Source organism: Microcoleus sp. PH2017_34_RAT_O_A (genome assembly GCF_020737885.1).
Taxonomy (GTDB): domain Bacteria; phylum Cyanobacteriota; class Cyanobacteriia; order Cyanobacteriales; family Microcoleaceae; genus Microcoleus.
In genome coordinates, this window is record NZ_JAEQDD010000042.1 from 97,547 (window position 1) to 109,336 (window position 11,790).

Consider the following 11,790-nt stretch of genomic DNA (forward strand, 5'->3'; position numbering starts at 1 on the left):
ATTTTAGATTTTAGATCGACTCCTCTAGCTAGATGGATCTGGGAGCTTGAACTATTGTCTAAAATTTTGAGTTCGACCCTCGTGAGTGTACGTGGCACGGTACCCGTTATTGGGCGGGGTCAGCTTTATTCGCGATCGTGCGATCGTAGCTAAATCATTGCCAACTTGACCTCATAAGTATACTATATCTATACGAATTAGCAAAAATTATTAACATCGCAGCCCCGCAGTCGTGTTTTTGAACTCTGGCAACAAAAAATCTGTATCAGGGTTTACCGCAACTGCCAAGGAAAATGCACGACTTACACACTCTTAGCGCGCTCAAACCCCGTTTCTTCCTAAAGGCCTGTCCCCAAACCTCTTATTTATCGTATAAACCGGGTTTCTTGAGCCAGCCATCGGATAGAAGCTGGCAGAATAAATGAATATAATTTTTCAGGATTGTTGCCTCCCAAGCTTTTTTTTGATAACTTCTGAAGTATACATAAATTTCGTCACTTTTCCACCTACAGAAAATGCTAGAACAAATAGAACAAGCGCAACAAAGATTCAACGTCCTCGATCGCGTTCCCATCGGATTGTGCGTGATCGCTCGCGATTTTACCGTGCTGTTTTGGAACCGCACATTAGAGCAGTGGACAAAGCTGCTCAAAAAAGAAATAATCGGAACTAACCTCAAAACTCACTTTCCCCAACTCGAAGAACCTAAATATCAAACTCGCTTAAAACAAGTATTTAACAATGGCTTGCCCACCGTATTTTCTCCCCAACTCCACCAGCCCCTAATTTCATCAAATTTACCCAACGGCAAACCGAGAGTTCACAACACAAACGTCACTCCCATACCAGCCATCAAAGGAGAAGGTTTTTATGCTTTAATAGCGGTTCAAGATGTTTCCGAAGTAACGCAGCGCATCCAAACCTATCAGCAAGAAATTAAACACCGATTAGTAATAGAAGAAGAACTTAAACGCGCCACAACTGACGCCGAAGCTGCCAACCGAGCCAAAAGTGAATTTTTGGCAATGATGAGCCACGAAATCCGCACGCCGATGAACGGAGTCATTGGCATGACTGAGCTGTTGCTAGATACGCAACTTTCGCCAAACCAGCGCAATTTTGTGAATACAATTCGTACCAGCGGCGATTCTTTGCTGGCAATTATTAACGACATTCTCGACTTTTCTAAGATAGAAGCAGGCAAGCTGGATTTAGAACAAGAACCGTTTAATCTCAGAAACTGTGTCGAAGAAGCTTTAGATTTAGTCGCGATGAAAGCTGCGGAAAAACAGCTAGACTTAGCTTGCGAATTGGATGCCAGTGTTCCCGCCTTCCTGTACGGAGATGTCACCAGACTTCGCCAAATATTGATAAATTTGCTCGGCAATGCTACCAAATTTACCGAAGCAGGTGAAGTGGTAGTTAAAGTAACAGCAAAACCCATTGCCGACAATGCTGTAGAAGTTACGCAAACTAACTCAATTTCTCAAATAAATATTGGGCTTGACAGCGAAAAATTCAGGCATAAACCAGCTTTAAATTCTTCTCTGTCAGACTCTGATGCTGCCGATTCTAAATATCTAGAACCATCACAAATTAGTAACTACGAAATTCAATTTACTGTGAGGGATACAGGCATCGGAATTTCGCCCGATCGCAAAAACATACTATTTAGAGCCTTCAGTCAAGTTGACAGTTCCACAACTCGCAAATATGGCGGTACTGGCTTGGGCTTAGCCATCAGCAAACGCCTCAGCGAAATCATGGGTGGCACTATGTGGGTAGAAAGCGAAATCGGCAAAGGTTCTAAATTTTCTTTTAGCATCAAAGCTCAGCCAGCACCGGCTAATGAAGAAATATTAAACCTGAATGTACCCCAGCCTCAACTAGCAGGTTTGCGACTGCTGCTAGTTGACGATAATCCCACAAACCGCAAAATTCTTACCCTGCAAGCTATGTCTTGGGGAATGGTTGTCCGCGCAGCAAAATCTGGCGCGCAAGCGCTGAAAGTGCTGCAATATGAAACTATGTTTGACATAGCGATTCTAGACTTTCATATGCCAGAAATGGACGGCATTACTTTAGCAGAAAAAATTCGAGAATTTCCTCAAGGTAAAAATTTACCTTTAATGATTTTGAGTTCTGGGGGCAGGCCATCTCGCCGCGAATTTCAAGGGCGAGTTGAATTCGCAGCTTTTGTATACAAACCAATTAAGCAAGCACAGCTCCATGAAGTTTTGCTTCGCATCTTGGGCGGGGAATGTACCCCAATTCAACCGTGTTTTTCGCAGCCTCAATTTAATTCACAATTAGCCGAAACACTGCCTTTGAAAATGCTGTTGGTAGACGATGTAGAACTCAATCAAATGGTAGCAGGGCAGATGTTGCAGAAGTTAGGTTACAGTGCAGATTTTGCCAGCAGCGGACAAGCAGCTTTGGATGCTTTGGAGCGTTCGGAATACGATATTGTGTTTATGGATATGCAGATGCCAGAAATGGACGGTTTGGAAACTACTCGCCTGATCCGCCAGCGATTTTCGGGAAATTTAATATTAGAAAATCCAGCTCCAGAATCTGGATTTTCAGCAACAGACGAGCAATCTCACAATCCAAAATCGACTTCTCCTTGGATTATTGCGATGACGGCTAATGCGATGCAGGGCGATCGCGAACTTTGTTTAGATGCTGGCATGAATGATTATATCAGTAAGCCGGTGCGAGTCCAGGCGATCGTTCAGGCGATCGCGCAGTACGATCGACAAACCGGGCGATCCAAATCCTATTCAGATCTTAACAATTGGCAGACTCAGCCGACAGACTCTGCTTCCCAAGCTCAGCCTGGAAACGAAATGAAAAATGTTGCACCCGCAGTTGATGAAACTGCGTTGGAAGAGTTAAAGCATTTAATCGCCCGCGCAGGTGTTTTGATTTCACAAATTGAAGGTGGAAGTCAATCGGGAGTTGCAAATTTTCCTCCTAATTCTGGGGAAATTGTAGCGGGTACTAATAACATTAAATTTCCGACTTTACCTGCTGTGACAGTTCCTAGATTAGAGGCAGAAAACTCCCAAATTTTACCGCCAGCCACACCGCAAAATTTTCTACCCGAAACAGCACAAACCGAAATAGAATTGCCGCCTCTTGACAGTCAAACTTTTGAAGAATTGACGGATTTACTGGGAGAAGAAGCTGAAGAATTTTGGATCGAGCTAGTAGATAAATTTCTGGAAGTTGCACCGCCAAAATTGCAGGAACTCGCCGATGCTGTCAATCAATTGAATGCTCCCGCAATTAAAGCCTCGGCTCACGCTCTTAGAGGTGCTTGTACGACAGTCGGAGCCATGCCTTTGTTTCAATTGTGCGCGCAGCTCGAAGAGATGGCCCGGAAGAAAACTCTCTCAGGTAGCGAGGTTCTGATGTGCAAAATTGCAGCCGAATATCAGCGGGTAAAAGCGGCTTTGTCATCTAGTTGATTGCTATCGAAGAAGGAAGTTCCGCAACGGATTTATTTGCAGCATCTCAATGAGTCAATCGTGTACGCAAGTATCACAATACTTAAAGGTTTTTTAGGTACGTTATTGCGATAGAGCGCTCAAGCGCAACAACGTACCTTTTTTAAAGTGCCACTTGTCTCCAGGAGTGTGAGTGTAAAAAGCAAAAATAATTGACAAAAGCAACCCGATATGGTGTGTCGGTGGCGCGGGACGATCGATCGCCCGTTTTCCGCAAAATGTTCAACATTTAGGCCATTTAGCCAATTGCGAAAATTTAAAAGTTCTGACATAATCTGATAGAATTCTCAACACGATCTCAATAGCAACGTGACGGCTCAATTGCTAACTTTTCAGATACTGTAACAAAATGTCAGTATAAAAAGTGACAGATTATCCTATCCGTTGCCGAAAGTTAAGTATTCCATGGAGTATGAGATTATACAGTTGTTAAAAATCATCAGAGTGCGATCGATCTACAGTGAACTCATCCATTTCAACGCAGAAATTAAATCTGCTGCTGACTAAGAACTTGATGCTATTTTCACAAGAATATGATTAGTGCTGACTTTAGAATCAACTCGCAAACCACGCCCCAAATTCTGATCGTCGATGACGAAGCAACCCAGCAGCTATTTACCCGCCGGATTATGGAAAAAGAAGGCTATCGGGTAATTGAGGCATCAAACGGACAAGAATGTTTGGACATTTGTCAAGAAACTCTCCCAGATATTGTCCTATTGGATGCGATGATGCCTGTAATGGACGGTTTTACTTGCTGCGCCCAACTCCAGGCTAATCCCCAAACGCAAAAAATCCCGGTGCTGATGATTACAGCACTAGATGATAAAAAATCTGTCAATCAAGCTTTTGAAGTAGGAGCAACAGATTATGTGACGAAGCCGATTCACTGGCCAGTGCTGATTCAGCGAGTGCGGCGCTTGATTCAACAGTCTCAACTGTATCAGCAGTTGATGGAAAGCCAAGAGAAAACTCAAAAATTATTACTGAATATTTTACCAGAGTCGATCGCACTCCGGCTCCAAGAAGAATCAGCCCCAGACTTAGTAATTGCCGATCACTTCCCCAATGTCAGCGTCTTATTTGCTGATATGGTAGGCTTTACCAAGCTTGCCTCAGAAATGCCTCCTATTGAATTAATTGTCAAACTCAATTCTATTTTCTCAGAATTTGACCAGCTAACTCAGGAATACGGCTTAGAAAAAATTAAGACTATTGGGGACGGCTATATGGTAGCATCTGGATTGCCCATCCTCCGGGACGATCATGCTGACGCGATCGTGCAAATGGCCCTAGCCATGCAGCAAGCTATGACGCGGCTAAACACACAAACAAAAGAATTTCACAGCCTGCGAATTGGCATTCACTCCGGGCCTGTGGTTGCAGGGGTCATCGGAACTAAAAAGTTTAGTTACGACCTTTGGGGCGACACGGTAAACACGGCAAGCCGCATGGAACAATATAGTTTTCCCGGCTGCATTCAAGTGACAGAAGACACTTACAAGCAGTTGTCAACAAAACATTTGTTTGCAGAAAGAGGAATGATTGATGTTAAAGGCAAAGGTAAGATGAAAACTTACCTCTTAGATTGTTCAGAACATCTCAACAGATGTACTGCATGAATTGGTAATCAATAATGGTTAATGTGAAGTCGTACATGAGGGTCAAAAAATACCTCAAACGTAGTATCAATCAACGGTTTGATACTTAGGTCTAGATGCCCCCTTAGCTTGCCCCCTACTCCCCCTTAACAAGCAGGGCGGTTTTATTGTCATCATAGAAATAGGTACGTAGTTGGGCTTGGGCCCTCTATACAGGTATGTTTAAAGGGAGCATCTCAGTTTTGCATTTATAGTGCTGTCCCCACTCGCGATTTGTAGAATACGCGAGCGGGGACAGCACTATAATAAAAAAAATGCTTTTCACAAAACTGAGATGCTCCCTGTTTAAAGAGGGCTAAAGCCCAACTACGTACCTTGATTAATATGACAGTTGGGTTTAATCGGCCATCCGACCTTTGAGCGATGTTTTCGGTAGTTTCAGATGTCTTTTCCCGACAATAAAACTACCCTGCTTCGATCGGGGGATTTAGGGAGATCTAGACTCTGATATAAACCAGAGATACAAAGGTTTTCAGCCAATTCCCAATTCCCAATTCCCAATTCCCAATTCCCAATTATTAAGGAGCGCGCCAAAATGGGTTTAGTTTTAATTGTAGATGATGCAGCATTCTCTCGGCGGATGATTCGCAAAGCTGTTGAAGAAGCCGGACATCAAGTGATAGAAGCAGCCAACGGACAAGAAGGCTTAGATATGGCTGCATCCAAGTCGCCAGACTGCATGATGACAGATTTGTTAATGCCAGAAATGGACGGTTTCGCCTTGCTAAAAGCCCTGGGCGAAAAAGGCTCTAAAATTCCAGTCATCGTACTTTCAGCAGATATTCAAGACAGCGCTAGGCAGAAGTGCGAAGAATTGGGAGCATTTATGATGCTGAAAAAGCCCCCAAAAGCTCCCGAGATTCAGGCTGCAATCCAAAAAGCTCTGGATAGCAAATAGGAGATATCAGAGTGGAGCTAACAGCAGATGAAATAGATGCTTTGAAGGAGCTAATCAATATTGGTGTGGGAAGTGCCGCTGGAATGTTGAATGAAATGATTCAATTTCCCATCCAGTTGCAGATTCCAGATATTGACCTTGTATCAGCCAATGAGCTGCGAAGCGAATTAAAAAAACGCTTCGGTATAGAGCCTCTTTCCACGGTGCAGCTAGGCTTTAACGGCTCATTTAGCGGCAGCGCCCAGCTACTTTTTCCTACCGAAAGTGCAGTGAATTTAGTTTCTGTTCTCACTGGTGAAGAAAAGGGAAGTCCTGACCTTGATTCTCTCAAAATTAGTACCCTCAGTGAGGTGGGGAATATGATCATTAACGGTGTCATGGGTTCAATTGGCAACGTTCTAGACCAACCGTTAGACTATGAGGTTCCCTATTACGCAGAGGAAGAAATTGAGGAGTTACTGTTAAAAGAAAAGTCTCTCGATACCGGGAGCGTGCTGTTGGCTCCAGCTCACTTTAGTATTGAAGAACTGCAAATTCAAGGAGACATTTTGCTGTTTTTCGATGTGGGTTCGTTTCAAATGCTGCTGAAGGCGATCGCCGCGGCATCTTAAATACCGCAAATATTCCTCATGCAAACCGGATGTTTTGTGTCCCAGACTTTCAACAGTTGACAGTTGACAGTTGACAGTTGACAGTTTGAGAGCGATCTCTACCTAGAAGGAAGAGGATTGGAGTAATGAATAGTGTGATTTTAATTTCTCCCGATCGGGGTTACGGCTTTCAACCAATTCTTTCTGGTAAGCACAGAGCGGGTTTCGGGCTGCCAGTACCGAGAATGTGTGACGTAAAAGTACGCGCGTGCGAAGCTATCCCGTAGGGAATCGCCCTCCCTGATAAATTGTATAAAACTACCTAAAACATGGATACACAAAATCAATCAACAGCCTCAGAATCTTCCGAAATTGACTCGGAACCCAGCAATTTGGTAGCGACAACAATTGCAGAAACAGCAGAGAGTTTCAGCAACCAGTACCAACAGCAACTGATTATCGCTCTGGCAGCAGTCAGAGATGGCGACTTTAGCGTTCGTTTACCCGCGGACAACGGCTTGGGTGAAATTGCCAAAGTCTTTAATGAAATGGTGAGTGTCAATGAAAAATTTGCTGACGAAATAGAGCGCGTCAGCCAAGCAGTTGCCGAAGAAGGCAAAGTACCAAAATCAAGAGAAATCAAAGAATTTAAAGGTTCTTGGGTTAGCAGTATTGACGCGGTGAATGCAACGCTAAACAGCTTAGTTGCGCCGACAATAGACATAGCGCGAGTGCTGCACGCTGTAGCTAAAGGCGATTTGTCCGAAAAATTTAGCTTAGAGTTTGAAGGCAAACCAATCAAAGGATTGTTCCGCCGTATTGGGACTACTCTCAACAAAATGGTAGACCAATTAAATAGTTTTGCTTTAGAAGTAACTCGCGTCGCCCGCGAAGTTGGTAGCGAAGGCAAATTGGGAACCCAAGCAGAGGTAGAAGGGCTATCGGGTATTTGGCAAGAACTGACGGCAAGTGTTAACTTGATGGCGGCAAATCTGACTCATCAAGTACGAAATATTACTAAGGTTGCAACGGCAATTAGCGTCGGCGATTTGAATGAAAAAATTACCGTTGAAGCCGCAGGGGAAATTTCGCAATTGAAAGATACTCTAAATCAAATGGTTGACAGTCTCAACGATTTTGCCAAAGAGGTGACGCGGGTAGCAAAAGAGGTGGGAACTGAGGGGAAACTTGGGGGTCAAGCACAAGTTCACGGAGTAGCTGGCGTCTGGAAAGATTTAACGCAAAATGTTAATCTAATGGCGAGCAATCTTACCAATCAAGTACGCAATATTGCGGAAGTTACTACGGCGGTAGCTCAGGGAGATTTGTCTAAAAAAATTACTGTAGAAGCTGAAGGGGAAATTCTGGATCTGAAGAATACGATTAATGAAATGACTGTTCAGCTTAATGAGTTTGCTTTAGAAGTTACGCGAGTTGCTAGAGAAGTTGGCGTTGAGGGCAAATTGGGAGGTCAAGCAACTGTTGATGGTTTGTCGGGTACTTGGCTGAGTTTGGCTGGTAATGTGAATATTATGGCGGCTAATCTTACGGAGCAAGTTCGGAGTATTGCGGAAGTTTCTACTGCTGTGGCTAAGGGAGATTTGTCGAAGCAAATTACTGTGGAAGTTCAAGGAGAAGTTCTGGAACTGAAAAATACGTTGAATACTATGGTTGACCAGCTTAATACTTTTGCAGATGAAGTAACGGGGCTGGCGAAACAGGTAGTTGCAGGACAGTTGGGAGGGCAGGCGACTGTTCCTGATATCAGCGGTACTTGGAAAGATTTGACGGATAATGTTAATCTGATGGCGGCTAATTTGAACGCTCAGGTGCAGCAAATTTCTCAAGTTGCGATCGCAGTTAGCAGTGCTTCGGAGGAATTGATTAGCGAAAGTCAAAATATGGGGGCGGCGGCTGAAGAAACTTCGGCTCAAGCAGGGATGGTATCTGCGGCGGCGGATTTAGTTAATAGCAATACTCAATCGGTGGCTACCGGCATCGAGGAGATGAATGTGAGTATTAAGGAAATTGCTAAGAATGCTTCGGAAGCTGCGACGGTTGCTAATTCGGCGGTGAGGATGGCGGAAACTACGAATCAAACTATTACTAAACTCGGCGTTAGTAGTGCAGAGATTGGTAATGTTGTCAAGGTGATTACTTCGATCGCCCAACAGACTAATTTGCTGGCTCTGAATGCTACAATCGAGGCGGCTCGGGCTGGAGAAGCGGGCAAGGGTTTTGCGGTGGTGGCGAATGAGGTGAAGGAGTTGGCGAAACAAACGGCGGCGGCGACTGAGGATATCAGCAAGAAGGTGGAGGCTATTCAAGCTGATACTAAAAGCTCCGTACAGGCGATCGGCCAAATTACTTCTATTATCAACCAAATCAGCGATTTCCAAACGACGATCGCCAGTGCAGTGGAGGAACAAACGGCTACAACTACCGAAATTGCGCGCAATGTCAACCAAGTTGCGATCGGTTCCTCCGAAATTGCCCGCAATATTACCAGCGTCGCCGATGCAGCGGGAAGTACCGCCACCAGTGCTAGCAATACTCAAAATTCTGCGATCGAATTATCGAAAACGGCCGCTCAATTGCAAGGACTTGTCAATCAGTTTAAGTATTGATTTGGATAATAGATAATGGGGAATTGATAATGGGTAATGAGTAATGAGTAATGGGTGAGTTAAGGTGGGCAATGCGCTCCCTAAATAATTAATTCCCAATCCCCAATTCCCAATTCCCAATTCCCAATTCCCAATTCCCAATTCTCAATTCCCTAAAATGAAAACCTACTCAAAACCAATTTCATTAATTCTGATTGGAGGCTTTTCGGATTCAGAAAATCAGACATTGCGCGAAACGTTAAAAGCAGACGAATATGTATTTGCCACAACTACAGATTTATACAATTGTTTAGATATTGCTGAGTGCCACCATCCCAAAGCTGTCATCCTAAATTTTGCAGCCATAGAACACAATTATTTAGCAATTATCCAATTCTTGCAATTATTACAAATACCCACGATAATTCTCAGCGACGACTTAGCAAGGAATATGATTCAGTATTTGTCGCTGGCAGGAATATTCGCAACTCTCAAAAAAACTAACAATGAATTAGAATTGCGGCACACCGTGGCAACTGCGGCTTATCCAAATAACGCCGATCCAATTAATTCTCACAGTCAACTGCGGAATTTCAACCTAGCCAAGCTCGAAACCGGAAAACACACAAAATTACAGGATGTTGTCAACAAAGCCATCGGCACAGCAGTTTCTCAGATGAGCGAAATGATTGCGTGTGAGGTAGAATGTGAAATGCCTTCATCTCAAGCGCTGTCCCCGATATTTTTGCAAAAAAACCTAATTGAAACCTTGGGAAAAAACCTAATAGCTGTAGCGCAGCTTGATTTTAACGGCAATTTATCAGGTTCGGCTCAGATGTTGTTTTCCTGCGAGGCTGCTGATGCTCTTGTTTTAGCTCTCAACGGCGGCGGCGATGTAACCAGCGAGGAATTCAAGCAAGATAAGGCTGACATCATGGGAGAAATTGGCAATTTAGCTATTAGCGGTATTGTCGGCACTTTTAGTAATACCTTAAAATACAATCTCGGTTATGTAGTTCCCCACTATATAGAAGGTTCAGCAGAGGAAATATTTAGCGCTATGAATTTTAATATGCGCTCAACAATTCTACTATTTATGTCTCATTTTAAAATTATCGATCTTGGCGTAGAAGGCGATTTAATTCTATTTTTTCAAGCTCGCTTACTGCTCGATCTGTTATTTCGAGTTTAATAGAAAATGTCCCAGATCAAGGTTTTAATTGTTGATGATTCGGTAGTGGTGCGCCGATTGTTAAGTAACGTACTCGACGGCGATGCAGCACTGGAGGTTGTGGGGACTGCACCCAATGGTAGAATTGCTTTAGCCAAGATTTCTCAGGTGAATCCAGATTTGATTGTGCTGGATGTGGAAATGCCGGAAATGGATGGTTTGGAGACGCTAGTGGCAATCCGAAAACTTGACAAAAATATTCCTGTAATTATGTTTAGCGCGCTCACAGAGTTGGGCGCTGTTGCTACTTTAAATGCTCTGGCGCTGGGTGCTACGGATTACGTGACTAAGCCTCATAATATGAAGAGCAAGGAAGCGGCGCTAGAACACATCCGCGAGCAATTGATTCCGAAAATTAAGGTTTTTTGCAATGGTGGCAAGATGCCAAAAGTGGGGAATATTCAAGTAGCTAAAGGTCACAATAATACCACAGAATTGCCAATTATATCGGGTTTGATTTCGTCGAATTCAGCGGTCAATTTTAAATCTAAAATCGAAATTGTAGCGATTGGGGTTTCGACGGGTGGGCCAAATGCTTTGGAAACTATTTTGCAGGATTTGCCGGCTAATTTTCCTGTACCAATTGTGATTGTGCAGCATATGCCGCCGGTGTTTACGAAGCGTTTAGCCGATCGCCTGACCGAAAAGTGCAAAATTAGAGTGGAGGAGGCTGTGACGGGAAGTATTGTTGAGCCAGGAGTTGCTTGGATAGCGCCCGGTGATTACCATCTGGTTTTGGAAAAACAGGGTTTTGGGGTGCGTATTCGCACGCATCAAGAGGCGCGAGAAAATTCTTGCCGCCCTGCGGTTGATGTGCTGTTTCGATCGACTGCTAAGATTTACGGTGCTGGAGTTTTGGGTGTGGTGCTGACGGGAATGGGGCAGGATGGGCTGCTGGGCTGTCAGAATATCCGGGAGGCTGGGGGTAAGATTATCGTTCAAGATGAGGCTAGCAGCGTTGTCTGGGGGATGCCGGGAAGTGTGGTTAATTCTGGTTTTGCCGATCGAGTGGTATCCTTACAAGACATGGCACGCGAAATTATCGATCGAGTAATGAGTCAGTAGTCAGTTGGCAGTTGGCAGTTGGCAGTTGGCAGTTGGCAGTAGTCATTAGTTATTAGTTATTAGTCATAGTGCGAGCGTCCCCGCTCGCGAACGTTATTAGTCATTAGTTAGTTGCTACAAATTCTCTTCGGATCGATGCCCGATGCCCTGCGCGGGCCAATGCCCCATTCCCCATTCCCCATTCCCCATTCCCCATTCCCCATTCCCCATTCCCCATTCCCCATTAC

At 44.2% G+C, this 11,790-nt stretch carries 8 protein-coding genes; all 8 read left to right on the forward strand.

Going from position 1 to position 11,790, the window contains the following annotated elements:
- Positions 1-515: 515 nt before the first annotated feature.
- The 8 genes from JGK11_RS15945 (at position 516) to JGK11_RS15980 (ending at position 11,563) form a co-directional block, all read left to right on the forward strand.
- Entirely contained in the window at positions 516-3,473 is a 2,958-nt protein-coding gene (locus tag JGK11_RS15945) for a response regulator (protein ID WP_293212261.1), read from the forward strand.
- A 572-nt stretch (positions 3,474-4,045) separates the two neighbouring features.
- Positions 4,046-5,134 (forward strand): adenylate/guanylate cyclase domain-containing protein, encoded by a 1,089-nt coding sequence (locus JGK11_RS15950; protein WP_293176610.1) that lies wholly within the window; start codon positions 4,046-4,048, stop codon positions 5,132-5,134.
- A gap of 574 nt (positions 5,135-5,708) precedes the next feature.
- Positions 5,709-6,071, forward strand: coding sequence for a response regulator (locus tag JGK11_RS15955; RefSeq protein ID WP_293176612.1), 363 nt, complete (start codon positions 5,709-5,711; stop codon positions 6,069-6,071).
- A gap of 11 nt (positions 6,072-6,082) precedes the next feature.
- Positions 6,083-6,682: a chemotaxis protein CheX gene (locus JGK11_RS15960; protein ID WP_293197771.1), complete on the forward strand. Its 600-nt coding sequence runs from the start codon at positions 6,083-6,085 to the stop codon at positions 6,680-6,682.
- Between the two features lie 125 nt (positions 6,683-6,807).
- Positions 6,808-6,948 (forward strand): hypothetical protein, encoded by a 141-nt coding sequence (locus JGK11_RS15965; protein ID WP_293176614.1) that lies wholly within the window; start codon positions 6,808-6,810, stop codon positions 6,946-6,948.
- A 42-nt stretch (positions 6,949-6,990) separates the two neighbouring features.
- Positions 6,991-9,288 (forward strand): HAMP domain-containing protein, encoded by a 2,298-nt coding sequence (locus JGK11_RS15970; RefSeq protein WP_293176616.1) that lies wholly within the window; start codon positions 6,991-6,993, stop codon positions 9,286-9,288.
- Positions 9,289-9,445: 157 nt separating this feature from the next.
- Positions 9,446-10,459, forward strand: coding sequence for a hypothetical protein (locus tag JGK11_RS15975; RefSeq protein ID WP_293176618.1), 1,014 nt, complete (start codon positions 9,446-9,448; stop codon positions 10,457-10,459).
- Positions 10,460-10,465: 6 nt separating this feature from the next.
- Positions 10,466-11,563 (forward strand): chemotaxis response regulator protein-glutamate methylesterase, encoded by a 1,098-nt coding sequence (locus tag JGK11_RS15980; RefSeq protein WP_293176620.1) that lies wholly within the window; start codon positions 10,466-10,468, stop codon positions 11,561-11,563.
- Positions 11,564-11,790 lie beyond the last annotated feature (227 nt).

Coding starts and splice junctions, on each gene's coding strand:
- JGK11_RS15945 (WP_293212261.1), top strand. CDS start 516: ATGCTAGAACAAATAGAACAAGCGCAACAAAGATTCAACGTCCTCGAT.
- JGK11_RS15950 (WP_293176610.1), top strand. CDS start 4,046: ATGATTAGTGCTGACTTTAGAATCAACTCGCAAACCACGCCCCAAATT.
- JGK11_RS15955 (WP_293176612.1), top strand. CDS start 5,709: ATGGGTTTAGTTTTAATTGTAGATGATGCAGCATTCTCTCGGCGGATG.
- JGK11_RS15965 (WP_293176614.1), top strand. CDS start 6,808: ATGAATAGTGTGATTTTAATTTCTCCCGATCGGGGTTACGGCTTTCAA.
- JGK11_RS15970 (WP_293176616.1), top strand. CDS start 6,991: ATGGATACACAAAATCAATCAACAGCCTCAGAATCTTCCGAAATTGAC.
- JGK11_RS15975 (WP_293176618.1), top strand. CDS start 9,446: ATGAAAACCTACTCAAAACCAATTTCATTAATTCTGATTGGAGGCTTT.
- JGK11_RS15980 (WP_293176620.1), top strand. CDS start 10,466: ATGTCCCAGATCAAGGTTTTAATTGTTGATGATTCGGTAGTGGTGCGC.